Origin of the sequence: Leeuwenhoekiella sp. A16 (assembly GCF_047946675.1) — a bacterium.
Lineage (GTDB): Bacteria > Bacteroidota > Bacteroidia > Flavobacteriales > Flavobacteriaceae > Leeuwenhoekiella.
On the sequence record NZ_CP172313.1, the window covers coordinates 1,260,567 to 1,280,049 of the forward strand.

Annotated in this window: 16 protein-coding genes; 9 read left to right on the forward strand and 7 right to left on the reverse strand. The window is 37.5% G+C overall.

Translation table 11 applies throughout. From position 1 onward, the window contains the following. Position 1 precedes the first annotated feature (1 nt). Complete coding sequence (locus ACH3O9_RS05375) at positions 2-844, reverse strand: GLPGLI family protein (RefSeq protein ID WP_416445033.1); 843 nt, start codon at positions 842-844, stop codon at positions 2-4. A gap of 73 nt (positions 845-917) precedes the next feature. Next, positions 918-1,739: a GLPGLI family protein gene (locus ACH3O9_RS05380; RefSeq protein ID WP_416445035.1), complete on the reverse strand. Its 822-nt coding sequence runs from the start codon at positions 1,737-1,739 to the stop codon at positions 918-920. A gap of 197 nt (positions 1,740-1,936) precedes the next feature. Between ACH3O9_RS05380 and ACH3O9_RS05385 the strand changes: the two genes are divergently transcribed. From ACH3O9_RS05385 to ACH3O9_RS05415, 7 genes are all read left to right on the forward strand, one after another. Then, positions 1,937-3,436: a sensor histidine kinase gene (locus ACH3O9_RS05385; RefSeq protein WP_416445037.1), complete on the forward strand. Its 1,500-nt coding sequence runs from the start codon at positions 1,937-1,939 to the stop codon at positions 3,434-3,436. Further along, positions 3,429-4,112 (forward strand): response regulator transcription factor, encoded by a 684-nt coding sequence (locus ACH3O9_RS05390; RefSeq protein ID WP_416445039.1) that lies wholly within the window; start codon positions 3,429-3,431, stop codon positions 4,110-4,112. The genes ACH3O9_RS05385 and ACH3O9_RS05390 overlap by 8 nt, the downstream gene beginning before the upstream one ends. Before the next feature lie 124 nt (positions 4,113-4,236). Further along, the gene (locus ACH3O9_RS05395; protein ID WP_416445041.1) at positions 4,237-5,019 is read left to right on the forward strand and encodes a hypothetical protein; all 783 of its coding nucleotides are present in this window, start codon (positions 4,237-4,239) and stop codon (positions 5,017-5,019) included. A gap of 4 nt (positions 5,020-5,023) precedes the next feature. Beyond that, on the forward strand, positions 5,024-5,638 hold the full coding sequence (locus ACH3O9_RS05400; RefSeq protein ID WP_416445043.1) for a deoxynucleoside kinase: 615 nt from the start codon (positions 5,024-5,026) through the stop codon (positions 5,636-5,638). A gap of 173 nt (positions 5,639-5,811) precedes the next feature. Further along, positions 5,812-7,650: a flavohemoglobin expression-modulating QEGLA motif protein gene (locus ACH3O9_RS05405; RefSeq protein ID WP_416445045.1), complete on the forward strand. Its 1,839-nt coding sequence runs from the start codon at positions 5,812-5,814 to the stop codon at positions 7,648-7,650. Positions 7,651-7,652: 2 nt separating this feature from the next. Further along, the gene (locus ACH3O9_RS05410) at positions 7,653-8,705 is read left to right on the forward strand and encodes a glutathione synthase (protein ID WP_416445047.1); all 1,053 of its coding nucleotides are present in this window, start codon (positions 7,653-7,655) and stop codon (positions 8,703-8,705) included. Positions 8,706-8,715: 10 nt separating this feature from the next. Then, positions 8,716-9,615, forward strand: a complete 900-nt coding sequence (locus tag ACH3O9_RS05415) for a succinylglutamate desuccinylase/aspartoacylase domain-containing protein (RefSeq protein WP_416445049.1) — start codon at positions 8,716-8,718, stop codon at positions 9,613-9,615. A gap of 3 nt (positions 9,616-9,618) precedes the next feature. Here ACH3O9_RS05415 and ACH3O9_RS05420 read toward each other — a convergent pair whose 3' ends face one another. The 5 genes from ACH3O9_RS05420 to ACH3O9_RS05440 all read right to left on the reverse strand — a co-directional run bounded on the left by ACH3O9_RS05420 (position 9,619) and on the right by ACH3O9_RS05440 (position 17,451). Beyond that, positions 9,619-10,647, reverse strand: a complete 1,029-nt coding sequence (locus ACH3O9_RS05420; RefSeq protein ID WP_416445051.1) for an App1 family protein — start codon at positions 10,645-10,647, stop codon at positions 9,619-9,621. Positions 10,648-10,772: 125 nt separating this feature from the next. Continuing rightward, positions 10,773-13,037, reverse strand: a complete 2,265-nt coding sequence (locus ACH3O9_RS05425) for a sodium-translocating pyrophosphatase (RefSeq protein WP_416445053.1) — start codon at positions 13,035-13,037, stop codon at positions 10,773-10,775. Between the two features lie 139 nt (positions 13,038-13,176). Continuing rightward, on the reverse strand, positions 13,177-13,704 hold the full coding sequence (locus tag ACH3O9_RS05430) for an inorganic diphosphatase (protein ID WP_416445055.1): 528 nt from the start codon (positions 13,702-13,704) through the stop codon (positions 13,177-13,179). 150 nt (positions 13,705-13,854) lie between these two features. Further along, positions 13,855-16,347, reverse strand: a complete 2,493-nt coding sequence (locus tag ACH3O9_RS05435; protein ID WP_416445057.1) for a DUF5686 family protein — start codon at positions 16,345-16,347, stop codon at positions 13,855-13,857. A gap of 126 nt (positions 16,348-16,473) precedes the next feature. After that, positions 16,474-17,451 (reverse strand): pyruvate dehydrogenase complex E1 component subunit beta, encoded by a 978-nt coding sequence (locus ACH3O9_RS05440; RefSeq protein WP_416445059.1) that lies wholly within the window; start codon positions 17,449-17,451, stop codon positions 16,474-16,476. A 193-nt stretch (positions 17,452-17,644) separates the two neighbouring features. Here ACH3O9_RS05440 and ACH3O9_RS05445 point away from each other — a divergent pair, with 193 nt between their 5' ends. Continuing rightward, positions 17,645-18,391 carry an electron transfer flavoprotein subunit beta/FixA family protein gene (locus tag ACH3O9_RS05445; RefSeq protein ID WP_416445061.1) on the forward strand — a complete coding sequence of 249 codons (747 nt, stop codon included), beginning with the start codon at positions 17,645-17,647 and terminating at the stop codon, positions 18,389-18,391. 86 nt (positions 18,392-18,477) lie between these two features. Beyond that, a complete protein-coding gene (locus tag ACH3O9_RS05450) occupies positions 18,478-19,446 on the forward strand; it encodes an electron transfer flavoprotein subunit alpha/FixB family protein (protein WP_416445063.1) in 969 nt (322 codons plus the stop codon). The last annotated feature ends 37 nt before the right edge of the window (positions 19,447-19,483 follow it).

Genomic DNA, 19,483 nt, shown 5'->3' on the forward strand with positions numbered 1-19,483 from the left:
ATTAATTTCTTCTGCCGCCCGGACCGCCTCGACCATTGCTAAAACGCTCTGCCATTTCTTTGGTTTTTTCTGCCACTACAGCTTCATAATCTTTTCGGCTTATTTCCTTTCCTTTATCAGGCTGATCTATTTCCAGACCTTCTTTAGGGTTAATGACGATTTTGGTACACAAAATAACGGTACGCCCAGCATTTACTTCAAGTATTAATCCCGGCAAACCCCAATATTCATCAGGCCCCTGACTTACGGGAATTTGTGGTGTATACCACGCCGTAATAGTTTCTTCTGTAGGTTCTTTAGCAACAGCCGTGCTGTCATTTTCGGCATTACGTCTGCGACGCATTGCAGTAAAAGCATTAGGCTCTATCTTTCGTATAGCTGTAGCTTTAAAAGCTGCATATTGCCCAATCATCTTGCTTTCTTTTTCAAGTTTCCAGTCTAGCTTATTGAGACTGTCTTTTACCAAAAATGCTTTACCCATTAAGTCGTTCTCACGGGCGTACAAATTATCACCTATGTTCTTATAAATCCCGCCTTGTGAGAAACCACCACCCATAAATCGCATTCCGCCGCCTTGTCCCGGTGCTTCCAGTTTTTCAACTTCTTCATAAATAGATTCGTCTTTATTAAAAGCAAGGGTATAGGTTTTTTCAAGTCTTGATTTCATGCGCTCAGCGATTTGCTTTTTCATCTGCTCGCTCATCTGTCTGCCGCCCCAGCCGTTCATATCTACGGTTGTTTTTGTTTGATAAGTAGCGATACCGCCATCAAATTGTTGAGCCTGTCCCAAAAAACTGCATAAATAGGCAACAGCCGCAAGTAGAACTTTAGTGATCATATTCATAACACCAATACTTTAAGATTTTTAATTAGACTCGCGAATTATCTTAAAGTTTAACAGACTTAATAATAATTTATTAACCGCCTATTTTTATGGTTATTTGCTTTCCGTCACCTTTTCTATTATTACTGTTGCGCTCCATCCACTCTTGCATTTTTTCTTCCTGTAACGTATTAAAGCTTTCCTGATCAATTACTTTGCCTTTGTCTGGAGCTTGAATATCGATTTTCTCATTAGGGTTTAAAACTATAGAACTACACAGAATACTCAATTTATCATCTTGCACTTCAAGTATTAACCCCGGCAAACCCCAATATTCTTGTGGACCGTTAGTTACAGGAATTTGCGGCGTATACCAGACGGTAACCGTTTTTTCATGAGTCGTTTCTGCAATACTATCGCCTGCTGTTCCCCATTGTTTTTCTTTTACTTCCCGAGTAAGTGTGGCTTTATAACACGTATAATCACCAATTGATTTTTGGTCTTTTTCCAGTTTCCAGTTTGGTTTGGGTAATGAATCCTGAATGAGAAATATTTTGCCAAAAAGCTCGTCCTGTTTTGTAAAAGTTCCCGCCGCAGTATTTTTATACAAAACTGAATTACTTGAAGAAACTTTGATTTGCACGCCAGATGAGCTGCCCACACTGGGCGCATCTAGCTTTGCATTTTCTTTATATACAGACGCATTGCGGTTAAATTGAAGCGTAAATTCTTTTTGAAATTGCTTTTTTAATTGATCCTGTATTTGTTTTTGCATAGCATCGTTCATCTGCGTACTATCCATAGTAATATCGATTTGTCGCCTGCTTTTATAAGTTGCCACACCCTGAAAATCCTGAGCGGTTATTGGTTTCGCAAAAGCGAAAATGATTACAATTAAAATCCATTTTAAATTCATAACTGTCGTTTTTTGATTGATTGATTTTACACTAAAATTGACTGATTATTGCCTGTTTTAACCCGATTTTGAATGGAATCAAGCAATATTTAAATTCAGGTCAAAAGTGGTAGAAAGAAATCGCTTTTATAGTTAACCAGTGTTAACGAGTGTTAAGGAAAAACGAGCAGCTTAAAAATTCCGCTTACTTTTAAACCATGCAAAACCGCAATTACAAGTTGCTTATTTATTTTATTGCCGGGGTGATCGCAATCACTCTCGCCATTCAGGTGTATTGGAATTACAAGAACTACCAATCTGCCAGGCAGCAATTGGTAAATGAAGCGCAGATAAGCCTTGATAATGCCGTAGATGATTATTATTCTATTCTCGCTAAAAAAAATACAGTGGGATTTATATTGAAAAATGATACCGAAGCAGACGAATCTTCAGCTGTTTTAGACACGCTTTTTAGTAAAATAGATATTTCGAATAAAGGATTTAAGGGCTTAGATTCATTAAAAAGAAATTCGATAAAATCTATCACCATTCATAAAGGTGTAAACAGAGATAGCTTTACCAATGCTGCCAACGGGCATAACATCTCTAAAATGCAAAGTTTTAGAAGCGGAATAGAAGGTGAAGAAAAAGATAAGGAAGATAGTTTACTACATAAATGGACGTCCCTGACTTCGCGTATAGTAATCTCAATAAATGAAGACACACTCCAGATCGATAAAATGGATAGTCTCATCAAAAACCAACTTACAAGAAAAAATATTGAAGTAGATTATGGCTTTATTTATACGCAAAAAGACAGTGTTATACAGCAAATAAATCCACAAATTAATAAGATAGCATTACTAAGTACCACGGCAAAATCTACCTGGTTACCTCGCGATAGCAAACTAGAATTATTTTTTAATAACGAGACCTTTACAATTTTAAAGCGCAACCTTTTAGGCATCCTGCTTTCAACATTGCTTATCGCCGCTGTAATTGCCTGCCTGCTGTTTTTATTGCGCATTATTAACAGGCAAAAACAACTGGCCGAAGTTAAAAATGACCTCATCAGCAATATTACACACGAGTTTAAAACCCCAATTGCAACAATAGGTGTAGCGCTGGAAGGTATTAGCAATTTTAATACAGAGAACGATCCTGCAAAGACCAAAAAATATGTACAAACCTCAACCTTGCAGCTGGGTAAACTCAATACAATGGTCGAGAAATTCCTAGAAACCGCAACTCTAGACGGCGACAATCTGCAACTCAACAAAGAAGAAGTTTCGCTTATAGAATTGTTGCAAACTTTAATCAAGAAGCACCAATCCTTAGCGCCCCAAAAAGAATTTATTTTTGAAAGCTTACGTGAAAATATTTGGATAAATGCAGATATTTTTCATTTAGAAAACGCTTTAAATAACATTCTTGACAATGCCGTAAAATATGGCGGAAACCTCATAAAAGTGGCTGTAGAAGCTAAAAATCGGGAGATTTTGATAAAAATCGCAGATAACGGGAATGAGCTTAATTTCGCGCAAGCGAAACAGATTTTTGAAAAATTCTACCGCGTACCTAAGGGAAATACCCATAACGTAAAAGGTTTCGGCATCGGCTTGTACTATACCAAAAAAATCATCGAGAAACACGGCGGTACGATCAGCGTTGTAATTAACGGAAACACCAATTTTATAATCACAATCCCAAATGCCTGAAAAAATACACATTCTCCTTGCCGAAGATGAACCAGCTTTGGGACAGATTGTAAAAGAAAGTCTGGAAACTCGAGACTTTATAGTTCATTTAGTCGAAGACGGTGAGAAAGCGTTAGAATTCTATAAAAGCAAAAAACCACAATTGCTCGTGCTCGATGTAATGATGCCTAAAAAAGATGGCTTTACTCTGGCCAGAGAAATAAGACAGCAGGATGGTGATATTCCTATTATATTTTTAACAGCAAAATCACAAACCAGCGATGTCGTAGAGGGTTTTACCATAGGTGGTAACGACTACCTGAAAAAGCCGTTTAGTATGGAAGAGCTCATCGTGCGCATTCATAATCTTATTGGCCGCACAAAGCTTCAGAAAAATGCCGAAGTTTTAATTTTTGGTGATTTCAAATTTGATTTTCCTAAACAAACACTTCAGTTTAAAACTGAAGAAAAAGAATTACTCACCCACCGGGAAGCGCATTTGCTTTTTCACCTTCTAAAGAATAAGAATCAGGTGCTTGATCGCTCTCTTATACTGAACAAACTTTGGGGCAACGACGATTTTTTTAATGCTCGCAGTATGGATGTTTTTATTAGCAAGCTGCGTAAAAAAATAAGTAAAGACAGCAGTATTCAGATTTTAAATGTGCGCGGTTTTGGCTATAAGTTGGTTTGTTGATATTTATAAACAAAGGGTGGGCAACGGAGTTTAAAGCTTTCAGCGAAAATAAAACAGTGCTCTTTATCGAAAAGTACAATTCACCACTAACAGCCAAGCTCTATTTTTTTGTAATTTTCGCGTTATGCGGATCCTCATCTTTCTGATTTTTGTCATTTCTCACCCGATTTTTGCTCAAAAAACGGAGGTTTTACCGCTGGATTCTATTTCGCTTAAAGCTGAAAAATTTATTGGTGTAGATAAATACAGCAATTTATATGCTACGTCAGGGGCAGTTTTATATAAGATTAATGCTGAAAAAACACTTCAATTTAGCGATATTCAACTGGGAGCAATTACAAGTGTAGATATCATCAATCCGTTAAGGATCACTTTGTTTTATCAGGATTTTAATACGGCCGTGATTCTCGACAATACCCTCAATGAGATCACTCGCGTAGATTTTAACAAACTTGAAGAATATAGAAATGTTTCTTTAGCAAGAACGGCAAATGACCGCCAACTGTGGGTCTTTAATATTGACCTGCAACAGCTTGAATTATTCAATTATCGCACAAATACAGTAAAAACCGTATCGCCACCTATTAAAAACAGGATCGTTACAGTCGCTACAAATTTTAATTATTGCTGGCTGGCGACGCCTGACTTTATACTTCAATACAATAGTTACGGGAGTCTTGTAAGCAAGTTTAAAAATGTGGGATTAAATGCTCTAATTGAAAACAATGAGAATCTTCTGGGATTATCTGCAGAAGACTTATTCTATAAAAAAAAGGATAGTGAGAATTTTACACCGCTTAATATCGCCACAAATGATGTAAAACAGTTTTACTGGACCGGCGAAATCCTATATCTTTACCGCCGTGAAAATCTCACAACTTACCAATTAAAATTACCTAAAACCTAAACGTATGCATGTAGCCATTGCTGGCAATATTGGTGCCGGAAAGACGACCCTTACGCGGCTTTTGGCCAAACATTATAATTGGCAACCTCAATTTGAGGATGTAGTAGACAACCCCTATCTGGATGATTTTTATAACGCTATGGAGCGTTGGTCTTTTAATCTGCAGGTTTATTTCTTAAACAGCAGATTTAGACAGTTATTAGACATTCGTGAAGGAAACAAAGATGTCATTCAGGATCGTACGATCTATGAAGACGCTCATATTTTTGCACCTAACCTGCACGCAATGGGGTTATTAACAAATCGTGATTATAATAATTATCGCTCACTTTTTGATCTGATGGAAAGCGTTGTAGAAGGACCAGATCTTTTGATCTATTTAAGAAGTTCTATCGCAAATCTTGTTGCACAGATACAAAAAAGAGGTCGGGAGTATGAGAACAGCATCTCTATAGATTACCTAAGCAGACTTAACGAGCGTTATGAAGCCTGGATACATGATTACAGCAAAGGCAACTTGCTCATAATAGATGTAGACAACATAAACTTTGTAGATAACCCTGAAGATCTGGGTAATATTATTAACCGTATAGACGCAGAATTACACGGTTTATTCTAGACAGCTAAAAGCTCTGTAGGCCTATTAAATAATAGCCAAAACTGTCTAAATTATATCTTAAACTCAATAAAACCCTATTTTTCGATAGGGTTTTTGCGTATTTTGAAAATGCACAGCACGATAGCAAATCGCAATAGATTTGACCTATCATAATTTTCAAAAAAACGATTGGATTGAGTACAACACATTCCATACTTGATGATAAATCTATTTTAGATGACCTAGAACCTGGCAAAAGAACAGTGCGTTCTCTACCTCATGGCGGCTTTCTGTTCTTAGAACATGATGTACCCTCCCTCCTTATTTATCGCAAAAAACCTGAAGATGATGCTACTTTACGATTGGCTCGTACCAGTGCTTCATATCTTATAATAGGTGAGGATAACTTTGACTATTTTAGACATTTTCTCGTAGAACTTACAGAGAAAATGGCAGCTCGTTTTGGTTCTTTTATTCTTATCGAAATATATAGTGGAAAAACAGGCAGCACTGAATTTGTTATCAAGGGACCATCGCATAAACTACCTGCATCTTTAAATGTTCTGGCAACTGAATTTGAGAAGATAGACAGCAGAAGATACGACGTCAGGCTTACAACGAGAATTGAGCAAACTAAAGAAAGACAGTTAAAAGAGAGTGAGCCTCTTTTTGATATCGAAGAAATCAAGGAAAGAGGCGGGACTTTGGTGGGTATTGAGATACCACCTGTTTATCGTGATAGCAAAGGTCACGTGTATCCTCTTTACTTTAAAAGCTTTCGCGAAAGCTTTGCCCAAGCAGTACAACAAGCCATTTTTGAATTTATTCGCGTACAGACTTCTTCAAAAATATCAAGCTATAATGCTCTCGGGAAACGAGAAATACATGAAGAAGTTTTAAAAATTGACAAGCAAATCACTGCTATTCAATCTTCTTACCAGTTTTTGCTGCTTGTGGCGCCGGTAAATATACAATCGCTAAGAGATCGGTTTTTTGAAACTAATTTTCAGGAAATCAATTCATATCACTATCGGCTGTTACCTATTGATCCTGATATTTTAAAACGAAGATTATATAATCTGCGTATTGATGAAATTGATGATCCTGCCCTGGCCTACCTCTATGATCAAAAAAGGGAGGAAATTGATCAGGAACTTACCATGCTAAAAGAACGAGGCTCTAGAAACTTTTTTTATAGCAGCATACGATTACATAAAGATGTACCTAAAAATATTTTAGCTCAAGCAAAATTAATTCTGGAAAATATTCCCGAAAATCAGTCTTCTGCAGAAGAAAATCTCTTAGATGCACACGATTTTAAAAAATTAGCTGAAGAAGAGTTTGAATATTTTAAGGAGCAGTCGCCAGATTATAATGGTACTATACATATACGTAAAGATGTAAACATCATTATGGTTTCTCAGGGCGAATTATATCTTCCTGAAGACTATAAAATGTCCCCGCAGGAAGCACAGGCACTTATACAACACGAGATAGGCACGCATGCGCTTACGTACTATAATGGGAGTCGGCAAACTCTAAGTCAGTTAGCAGCAGGATTTGCAGATTATGATGCTACTCAGGAAGGAATGGCTGTTTTAGCTGAATATCTGGGCGGTGGTCTTTCTGGCAATCGCTTACGCATACTCGCAGGACGGGTTGTAGCAGGAGCAGCTTTGATTGATGGAGCAGATTTTAAATCAATGTTTAACCTACTTCATTTTGAATATGGATTTGCAAAAGAACGAGCTTTTAATATTACGTCCAGGATGTTTCAGGGAGGTGGTTTTCTTAAAGATATTATTTATTTAAAAGGTCTGGTTGAGCTACAGGAATATTTAGGTGGCGGTGGAGAATTAGAACCTCTTCTGGCCGGTAAATATTCTATAAAACATGCTCCCCTAATAAAAAATCTCACAGAACGCAACTTACTAAAACCGGCAACTATAAAGCCGCGATATTTAAAAACCAAAGAATTTCAACCTAAAATGAGGGCATTTAAAGAAGGAATTGCACTCTCTAAAATGATATGAAAATGAAAATATGTTTTGTAATTAGTGATATAGAGACTGAGCCGTGTGGCACTTCGGTTGTCTTATTAAAAAAGGCTTATGAACGCGGGAATGACGTATATGTAATGAACGTGGGAGGCTTCAATTTTGTACACGGCGCTCCTTTAAATCTTCATTGCAAAAAAATACCTAAATCTCTCAAGTACAACAATGTTGAAGAATTCTTTGATCAGGTAAAAGATGATACTATACCGTATACTACAGAAAATTCTGCAGATCTGGATGTTCTTTTTTTAAGAAATAATCCTACTGAAGAATCAGATGACAGGCACTGGGCAGAACATAGCGCGATAGCTTTCGCCAGAATGATACAGCAGCAAGGAGTTCTCGTGCTTAATGATGCAAATGCTATGTCTCATTCATTTATAGATAAACTATACTTTGAAGAGCTTCCGCAAATTATAAAACCAGATAGTTTAATAACCCGCAATAAGGAAGATCTACTTCAATTTTGGAAAAAATCTGGTAAAAAAATGGTTCTCAAGCCTCTTGAAGGTTCTGGAGGGCAAGATGTATATCTTATAGATGAAGAAAAGAAAAATTTCAATCAAATCTTTACTGCTCTAATTACAAAAGGATATATCATAGCTCAGGAATTCTTACCTAAAGTAAGTGAAGGTGATATACGCGTGATCTTAATGAACGGCAGAATTTTAGAAGAAGGTGGTAAAAAAGCTATTATACGCCGTGTTAATAAAGATAAAGCTGAATTTAGAAGTAATCTCTCTTTAGGTGCTAAAGCAGAACCTGCAGAACTCACTCCTGAAATCGAAAAAATAGTCAAACTCACAGCTCCTAAACTCATCCGCGATGGCTTCTTTTTTGTAGGCCTTGATGTAGTAGATGATAAACTTATTGAGATCAATGTTTTAAGCCCCGGCGGCTTAGATTACTGTGAAGAAATAGGTCTACCAGATTTTACTGATACTGTTATACAAGCCATAGAACGCAAAGTAGAGTATAAAAAATATTATAAAAACAGCCTTACAAATAAAGAACTGGCTTCAATGCATTAATAACATTTTCATGAAAGATAAATATCCCAGAATACTTGGTGAATATTCAAGTGGCAAAAAAGGTCCCTTGCTATTCATTACTGCCGGAGTTCATGGTAATGAACCCAGCGGTGTAATTGCATTAAAAAAAGTTTTTAAAGAGCTAGAACATAGTTTGCCTCAAATAGAAGGCACAATAGTAGGGGTCACTGGCAATCGCAAAGCATTAAATAAAAATGTAAGGTACATTGATGAAGACCTCAACCGTACATGGACAGAGAGAAATATAAACGACAAGGTTAAAAATACGCATGAGAAAGAAGAAATGTTCTCTATAATAAAAGTGCTTCAGGATTTCCCTGAAAAGGACTTTACCAAGCGTTATTTTTTAGATTGCCATACAACTTCATCTGCTAGCGCTCCCTATATTTCCGTGCAGGAAGTACATGATAATGATGATTGGGCTCATCAATTTCCGCCTTATATTATTCGTGGGTTCTCAGATATCGTTTCAGGCTGCATAGATCATTATATGAGCAGAACAGGGCTTACGGGATTTGTATTTGAAGGTGGTCAACATGAGAGTGATGAAGCTGTAGACAATCACGAAGGTATTATTTGGCATGCTATTGCAAGAGCCTGTTCTCTTAATTTAAATAAACTGTCAACTTATCCCGAAGCAGCTTCTAAGCTTGAAAAACTTAAAACTAACCAGAAAACTTTTGAAATTCTCTATCGCCACGAACTCAAAGATGATGATAATTTTAAAATGGAGCCAGGCTATAAAAATTTTCAGCCAATTAAAAAAGGAGAGCTACTGGCTCAACATAATGGGGAGGAAGTAAAAAGTAAATGGGATGCATTTATTTTTATGCCTCTCTATCAATCTCAGGGAAATGATGGTTTTTTTGTAGTTGAGCAGGTTCAATAAAAACTATTGAATAAGTCCTAACTCGCGAGCATGCTCTTCGGCAACTGCGCTTTCACTTATCAAAAGTGCAGGTGTTAACTCAAATTTTTCAAGAAGTCCGCGTACGCGAAAAACTCTTTTTTCATGATTTACACTGCGCAGGTATATAGCGAGAATACGATCTGGATACTCCTCTGCTATTTCAATGTAAATATCGGCATCATGTTCCCCGCTATCTCCAATAAGCACAAACTTTAGATGTGGATATGTCTTTAGAATATTTCTAATTTCATGTTGCTTATGTGGTTTTTCGGGCTGCGGAGTTCTGTCAAAAGGTGTTCTAAAATCTCGAAGTAATATAGATCCTTTAGGAAAGTTACTTTTCTTGATAAAAGCCTGAAGATAATGGTACAAATTCCACGGACTATTACTCACATAAAAGAGTGGATTTGAAGCTTCGCCAGACTTGCCCAAATGAAATTTTTGATAGAGCTCTGCCGCTCCTTTTAGGGGAGTTCTCCTGCCTACATCTCTAAACAGCGTGTTTAGAATCACCCTCCATTTCATAAGTGAAGCTACCCCTGTTTGCAGAATCGTGTCGTCAATATCACTTATTACACCATACTCCGCCTTCTTTGAAGGTATTACCATTTCTGCCGGAAAACGATTGTTGTTTATGATAAATCTGTTTTGATTCTCATCATCAAAACTGAGTTCCATAGGTAACCAGCCTTCTTCATTCGTCTGGCTTTCTAAGCCAGATGCCGTAATATCAATTTTAAAATAACCTTCTGCATCTGTTACGGTATAGAAAATCTCATTGTCAGGAAGTTTTAATTTTAAACGTGCGGCGGGAAGTTCATCACTTTTAAACTGATGAAATGCATTTTTTAAAACACTCAAAAAGTCTGTCTTCTCAAGATTAACGCCCTCGTGCTCTAATGCACGTCCTATCGCATACAGATGATCATTAGTCCCGTAGGTTTGATAACCATGTATTTGTATAGGATCTTTATTAGCTAAGCCAAGTCTGTTAAGTAGATTTTTTACCATTCAATAAATTAGAAAATCCCAGCCTGGCATCTTGGATTTTAATTATAAACTTCTCTTAATATTTTCCAAAAAACTTACCAAGTTTGAAGATAAAAACAGGCTTCATCAAATCAATAAAAGGAGTTCTATTTTATGTTTTCTAATTCAACTACCATCTTATCACTATCTGAATTTACTATAGTGCGTTTTTCCTGAGTAGATGTTTCAACCTTTTCCTGTTCTACAAGCTCAGTAGATTCGGTTGGAGTACCAATTATAGGTGCAATTACTAACCCAACCAGACAGGTTAATTTAATAAGTATATTCATAGACGGTCCGGAAGTATCTTTAAAAGGATCACCCACGGTATCGCCAGTAACGGCAGCTTTGTGAGCATCACTGCCTTTAAAGGTCATTTTGCCATCAATTTCAACCCCGGCCTCAAATGATTTTTTAGCATTATCCCAGGCGCCACCTGCGTTATTTTGAAAAATCGCCCACATTACACCAGAAACACACACTCCGGCCATATAACCTCCCAGAGGTTCCGCTCCAAAAATAAGCCCCACCAATATAGGTGTAATTATAGTTAATAACCCAGGCAGTATCATTTCGCGCAAAGCTGCCTGTGTAGATATTGCCACGCATTTTCCATATTCAGGTTTTCCCGTCCCTTCTAAAATACCTGGAATGTCTCTAAACTGTCTTCTTACTTCCTGCACCATCTGCATGGCCGCTTTCCCCACAGATTTCATCGCTAATGCGGAAAAAACTACCGGTATCATACCACCTACAAACAATGCTGCAAGCACGTCTGCTTTAAAAATATTGATTCCGTCAATTCCCGTAAAAGTTACAAAGGCTGCAAAAAGTGCCAGCGCAGTTAATGCCGCAGAAGCAATCGCGAAACCTTTACCTACCGCAGCTGTCGTATTACCCACAGAATCTAAAATATCTGTACGTTGACGCACTTCTGGAGGTAATTCACTCATTTCTGCCACACCACCCGCATTATCTGCAATGGGCCCAAAAGCATCAATAGCAAGTTGCATAGCTGTAGTGGCCATCATCGCTGATGCCGCCAAAGCCACACCATAAAATCCGGCGAGCTCGTATGAGCTGTAAATAGCCGCAGCAAATAACAAAACCGAGGCAAAAGTAGATTTCATACCAACGGCTAGACCTGCAATAATATTAGTTGCCGCACCAGTAGATGAATTCTGTACTATATCCATCACGGGCTTTTTACCCAAACTAGTGTAATAGGCAGTCACTACAGATATTAAAGCTCCTACTGCAAGACCTATACATGCAGAAATAAAAACATTATTAGAAGATATTTCTTTATCTCCTTCGCCAAAGAAATGCATAACCATTGTTTCGGGAAGCATCCAGCGAATTAGAAAATAGCTTGATATTAAAGTTAAGAATATCGCAACCCAATTTCCCCTGTCAAGAGCTTTTTGAACCTGTGACTCTCTTGCAGTATTGCTTGAAATTTTTACTAAAAATGTACCTATTATGGAAGCTAAAATCCCAACTCCGGCAATCACAATAGGTAAGAGCACAGGTCCCATATTATTAAACGCATCAACAAACTGATTTTCCTGAGACATATCTCTTATGAGATAATTACCCAGAACCATTGCCGCTAATACTGTGGCTACATAACTACCAAACAAATCTGCTCCCATACCAGCAACATCACCTACATTATCGCCTACGTTATCTGCGATCGTAGCCGGATTACGAGGATCATCTTCAGGTATTCCCGCCTCTACCTTACCTACAAGATCTGCACCTACATCTGCCGCTTTAGTATATATACCCCCGCCTACACGTGCAAACAATGCAATAGATTCTGCTCCCAGCGAAAAACCCGCCAGCGCCTCTAAAACAATTGTCATATCCTCATAAAAATCGCCTGTTTCGCCCATAAATTGGGAAACAAAAAACATAAAGAACAAACTTAATCCCAGAACCGCAAGACCCGCAACACCAAGCCCCATAACAGTACCACCACCAAAGCTCACTTTAAGTGCCTGTGGTAAACTTGTCTTTGCTGCCTCAGCAGTGCGGGCATTAGCATCTGTAGCAATGCGCATACCTATATTGCCCGCAAGGGCAGAGAAAAAAGCGCCAACTATAAAAGCTGGAACTATTAACCAACTTGTGGTATCAACAATAACAGATATTATATAAAGTAGAACTGAAGCTATAACAACAAAAATCAAAAGCAATCTATACTCAGCCGCCAAAAATGCAAGAGCACCTTCTTTTATACTCTTAGATATAGTTTGCATTTTTTCACTTCCCGGGTTTTGCTTTTTGACCCAGCTTCTCTTGATAAGCATAAATAACAGCCCAATTATAGCCATAGCTATAGGTACGTAGATCACATTTGATTCCATAAATTTTGGTATTTATTAAATGATTTCTACTAATGTAGCAAAATTGATGGAATTTTATACTATTAGGCTTTGTATTGAATATATGGAATAAAAAAAGCCGCTTTATTGCGGCTTCTTCATTTCGTTATATTTTGTATGCTTATTTGATACTCACTTCCTCTACAGGAATATCACTTTCTGTATATCTGTCAATACATTGAATGATGATCTCTTTAGCCTCATTTACATCACCCCAACCGCCTACATCAACTTTTTTCTTTTCAAGATCTTTATAAACCTGGAAGAAATGCTCGATCTCTTTAATTAAATGTGGGTTAAGCTCACTAAGGTCATTTACAGAACTTGCAATAGGATCACTTACTGGTACACATATTACTTTTTCATCCGGACCTTTTTCATCTGTCATGTGAAATACGCCAATAGGCTTAACTTCCATAACACAACCTGGGAAAGTAGGCTCTGTAACTAATACAAGAACGTCAAGTGGATCACCGTCTAATGCCAAAGTCTCAGGAATGAAACCGTAATCTGCAGGATACATCATTGAAGAAAAGATCATACGGTCGTAGCGTATTTTCTTCAGCTTAAAGTCGTACTCGTATTTATTGCGACTACCCTTCGGAATCTCTATTAGCACATCGAAGGTTGTAATTTTATCTCTCGTCATATTTACTTTTTCCGTTAATTATACGGTATTTAACATTATAATCAGGGGAGGGCAAAAGTACCTTAAATCAAGCCTTAAGGCAAAGAAATTCGGTAAAAGAATAAAAAAACACCATACATAACCATTTTACTCTTTAACCAGTCTCCTTATTTAAAATGAAAACTCTAAAGCTCCTGTCACACCAAATTTTCGGGCATCTGGTAAATCCAGATAATTCCCCCTAAAATTAAAATCAATTCTCAAAATCTTAAAGATATTCCCTACCCCAAAACTGTATTCATAATACGGCTTTTTATTAGGAGCCAGATATTCTATACCTGTAGCATTTATTTGTTGGTTCTCATCTGAAATTTCACCCCAGGCTCCTCTTAAGCCGATAATTTCTCTAAGATTCAACTTTTTAAGAAGTGGTATTCTTGAAAATAATCTTCCGCCAAAGTTATGTTCTAAATGTACAGAGGCGTAAGTATCTGTAATAAATTCATAATAGTTAAGCTGTGGGAAGGTACCATAAATAGAAAATAAATTCTGGTTACCAGGAATCACGCTAAGTAGTCCCAACGGCACTGTACCAAAGGTTTTCCCTGCTTCTATAGTAGAAGTGAAAGTTCCTAGGCCACCCGCTCGCCAGGGCTGTCTGTATGAAAATTGCAGCTTTTCATAATCAAAATCACTTTCCCAAAGGTTTTTAATACCCTTTGTATAACCCACAAAAATTGTGGGAAACCACTCATTGCTTGTTAAACGCTCAACACCGTAACCAGAAGTACGTTTTCCCGGCTCATAAATAGCACTTAATATGAAATCTGTCTGCTTAACATCTGGCTTAGACACAGTTTGTGTAGCATCTGTATAATAATCTAAACTAAAAGTAGGCGATGCAGACTGCAAACTACGTATAGACATATCAGACCGCAGAATCAAATTCTTGATTGGTTCTGCTTCTATTGCAAAATTACCCAACTCAAGACTCGTAAGCCTGTCGTTTGAGCCTACGGTGACCAGTGAAGATGATGCTAAATTTCTACCCAGCACATCTGTAGAAGTGGTAAGGCTTGCCCCTGTTTGTTCTATGTCTTTACGGTAACCCCCAGACACAATTAATCGGCTTTTTTTATCTACAAGCCATTTTCCTGAAATTCCGTATTTAAACTTCTGATCTTTGAAACCGTAAGCAGTAAAACCTTCTAACCTCCATGGGTCATTTTGATTAAAATAAGTACGAGCACCCATTCTTAATCTTAAACCCTCTACATCATTAAAGCCAAAGGCAGAAAATATTGGTCCTATATCAAGATTAGCAGCATCCCATTCATAATACCCGGAAACTAGTACTGAGCCAATATCATATAATGCCTTAAAACGTGGAACTGTCTTCAAGGTGTCGAGCATATTATAAATGCCCTTTTCGTCCTTACTTAGCTCTTCCTGTCTTTTATCTTTCCAGAAATCATCGTCTCTGGTATAAATAGATTCATCATATTCTTCAAGCCGCTTTTTATAAAAGTCTTCTTTCAAAGGCTTATTGAAAACATAATTATCATAGAGCGTCGTGCGCTTTCCATACATACCCTTACTTTCTTCTTTCTTCCGAATCGCAAAATCTGAAAGAAAGTAATCGCGAGTTATTAAAAAAGTAGTGTCACTTTCAACCTTAAATTCCTGCTCTATATAGATCTCCTTTACCCAATTAATATTTGCACTTTTATTAACCTGCATGTTAATATCTGTAATCGCCCAGGTAGTGTCATTTACCCAGAAATCACCTTTAAAGGTTAGCTCATTGCTTCTGCGCGGATAATAAATAATGTTGTAACACCATTTATTCTTAATGTAGGCACTATCTGCAAGTACATAATTGTATGTGCTGACACCAGTTGTAGAAAGCGGACTCACAAAACTTTTATCGAAGAATTTTAGGTAGTTATCATAAACATTAAACTCATTATAGAGTTCATTTACAAAAGCTATGATAGTTTGATTGGTACTAAAACCACTGTTTTTATTTCCTAAAAGCTCTTCCTTCTTTAGATTTAAAGTGTTGTCGCCATAGACCTTACTACTGGCTTCATTTATAAAAATAGGGAGATAGGTCTTACCTGTAATTCTAGAAGTATCCATCTGGTTAAAAATGAATTCCATCCCGTTGAATATACGGTTGTTTATAAGAGCGCTGTCAATAGTATTCAGGTCAAACTCTACTTTCTCGTATTTGTCATATTGATATTGATCAAATTGACTCAGCCCGTTTTGCCTTTTATTTGCCCAGATCTTTTTAAGTATTTCTACAGCAGGATTGTTTTTTTTAGGTTGTTTTCCTGAATAGATCACAACCTCATCCATAGTTTCGGCTTCCTCTTCCAGAACAATACTAAGATTGTAGTTTACTCGCTTTTCTAACTTGATCTCCCGCGGAGTAAATCCCACGAAAGTAACTTTTAGAGTATCATAATTCTCATCTGTTTCCAGATAAAAGCGACCATCTTCATTTGTAATAGTTCCCTCTGTAGAGCCGGGGAAAACAACATTTGCAAAAGGAATGGGATTTCCCAGACCATCATATACAAGACCGCCTACTTTTGTTTGGCTTAATCCTACTATAGGCAAGCAAAAAAGTAGAAGCAGGATTAGGAGGTTCTTCATATTTATTCCTCTTTGAGGATAAAAATCGGGGTTTAAAGGCCTAAAATCGCCCTCTTACCTTCCATTAAAAAATAAAGGCTTCATTGGTATTATAACCCATGAAGCCTCAAATATATTGGTATACTTTTACTTGTAAAGTACCTTTTTGACAGCTTTAACAACATCATCACTATTTGGTAACCATTCTTTTAAAAGAACGGGAGAATAGGGTGCCGGAGTATCTGCTGTGTTTATTTTAATAATAGGAGCATCAAGATAATCAAAAGCTTCAGCCTGTACCTGATAAGTAATCTCTGTAGCCACGTTACCAAAAGGCCATGCTTCTTCCAGAATTATAAGACGATTTGTCTTTTTAACTGAATCCAGAATGGTTTTATGATCCATTGGGCGCACGGTACGCAGATCTATGATCTCACAAGAGATGTCTTCTTTTGCTAATTCGTCTGCCGCTTTATAGGCTTCTTTAATTATTTTACCAAAAGAAACAATAGTAACATCTGTACCTTCTCTTTTAATATCTGCTACCCCAATAGGTATAAGATATTCACCTTCTGGCACTTCACCTTTATCACCATACATTTGCTCACTTTCCATAAAAATAACAGGATCATTATCACGTATAGCAGACTTTAAAAGTCCTTTAGCATCTGCAGGATTAGAAGGAACGATCACCTTAAGACCAGGAGTATTTGCAAACCAGTTCTCAAAAGCCTGTGAGTGCGTTGCTCCTAACTGACCGGCAGAGGCAGTTGGCCCGCGAAAAACGATGGGGCAATTAAACTGGCCACCAGACATCTGTCTTATTTTGGCTGCATTATTAATGATCTGGTCAATCCCTACAAGTGAGAAATTAAAAGTCATATACTCAACGATGGGTCTGTTCCCATTCATCGCGCTTCCTATTGCTATCCCGGCAAAACCAAGTTCTGCGATAGGGGTATCAATAACGCGTTCTGGGCCAAACTCATCAAGCATTCCTTTTGAAGCTTTGTAAGCACCATTGTATTCTGCAACTTCTTCACCCATAAGGTAAATAGTGTCGTCACGGCGCATCTCCTCGCTCATGGCCTCACAAACAGCTTCCCTAAATTGTATAGTTTTCATGTATCGTTAAGTATAAGATCACGGTAAATATCGGTAACTTCCCTTAATTTAAGGGAAGGCAAAAATAACAATTAAATTCTGCCGAAAGAATTGGATTTAACTAAAATTTGTTATGCATGCATAGTAAATAAGCCAAAAATTATGCTTATTTTCGTGGCGAAAACGAAATAGTTACAAATAACCGCTTTTTTATATGAAAATTTTAGTTTGCATCAGTCACGTACCAGATACGACTTCAAAAATAAACTTCACATCAGACAATAAAGAATTTGACACAAACGGGGTTCAGTTTGTAATCAATCCTAATGATGAGTTTGGTCTCACAAGAGCAATGTGGTTTAAAGAAAAACAGGGCGCAACGGTAGATGTTGTGAACGTAGGAGGAGCCGAAACTGAACCTACACTGCGTAAAGCTTTAGCCATAGGCGCAGATGAAGCTATACGCATAGATACTAAAGCGCAAGATGGTTTTCAGGTAGCTACAGAACTTAGTAAAGTAGTACAAGACGGTGGCTATGATCTTGTGATCGCCGGTAGAGAGTCTATAGACTATAATGGCGGTATGGTGCCGGGGATGCTTGCAGCCCTTACGGGAGCAAGTTTTGTAAATACATGTATAAGCCTTGAAGTAGAAGGAAATACTGCTACCGCTGTACGCGAAATTGATGGCGGTAAAGAAACTGTAACAGCAACTTTGCCATTAATAATTGGCGGGCAGAAAGGTCTGGTTGAAGAAAGTGACCTGCGTATTCCTAATATGAGAGGAATCATGATGGCCAGAAAAAAACAGCTTAAAGTACTAGCACCTACAGCAGAGAAAATGGAAACAAGCACAGTCTCTTTTGAAAAACCAGCGCCTAAAGGAGCGGTAAAGTTAGTCTCGCCAGATAATCTTGACGAACTTATCAACCTTTTACATAATGAAGCTAAGGTTATTTAGTTTCATTTAAAAACCGACCAAAACAAGTCAAAAATCGATCTTTTAGGGTCATTTTTTAGCCTAAAAGCTTAAAAAAACAGAAAAACATGTCAGTTTTAGTATATACAGAATCAGAAGAAGGAAAATTTAAAAAAACAGCTTACGAAGTTGCCAGTTATGCGCGTGGTATCGCAGATATGCTTGCCACTACAGTAACTGCTATTGTTATTAATGCAGAAGATACTTCCTCATTATCTGCTTATGGTGTAGATAAGGTTTTAAAGGTATCAAACGATAAATTAACCCAGTTTAATGCTGCTGCATATGCAGATGTAATTAATCAGGCTGCTAAAAAAGAAGAATCAAAAGTAGTGATAGTTAGTTCTAGCGCTAATGCGAAATATCTCGCTCCTTTACTTGCGGTGAATTTAAGCGCTGGTTATGCTTCAAATGTAGTGTCTTTACCAGAGAGCGTCTCTCCAATTGTTGTTAAGCGTACCGCTTTTACTAATAAAGCTTTCAGCAATACAGAAATTAAAACAGAGGTTGCCCTTATAGGATTATCTAAAAATGCATACGGGCTAAAAGAAAGTAACGCTCCTGCAACTGCAGAAGATTTTAGCCCAGCTTTAGAAGATGGTGATTTTAGTGTAAATGTACAATCTGTAGATAAAGCTAAAGATAAAGTAACAATCGCTGATGCAGAGATTGTTGTTTCTGGCGGTCGCGGATTAAAGGGTCCTGAGAATTGGGGCATGATAGAAGAAATGGCAGATATATTAGGTGCTGCTACCGCATGCTCTAAACCGGTATCTGATATGGGGTGGAGACCACACGGTGAGCACGTAGGGCAAACAGGAAAACCGGTTGCATCTAATCTTTATATTGCAATAGGTATATCTGGAGCGATACAACATCTTGCCGGGATCAATGCTTCAAAAACTAAGGTCGTAATTAACAGCGATCCTGAAGCTCCATTCTTTAAGGCTGCAGACTACGGAGTTGTGGGTGATGCTTTTGAAATAGTACCCAGGCTCAATGAAAAATTAAAAGAGTTTAAAGCGAATAACTCATAAATTTCTTAAATTGACCCCCTTAAAGGGCTGTTTAAAT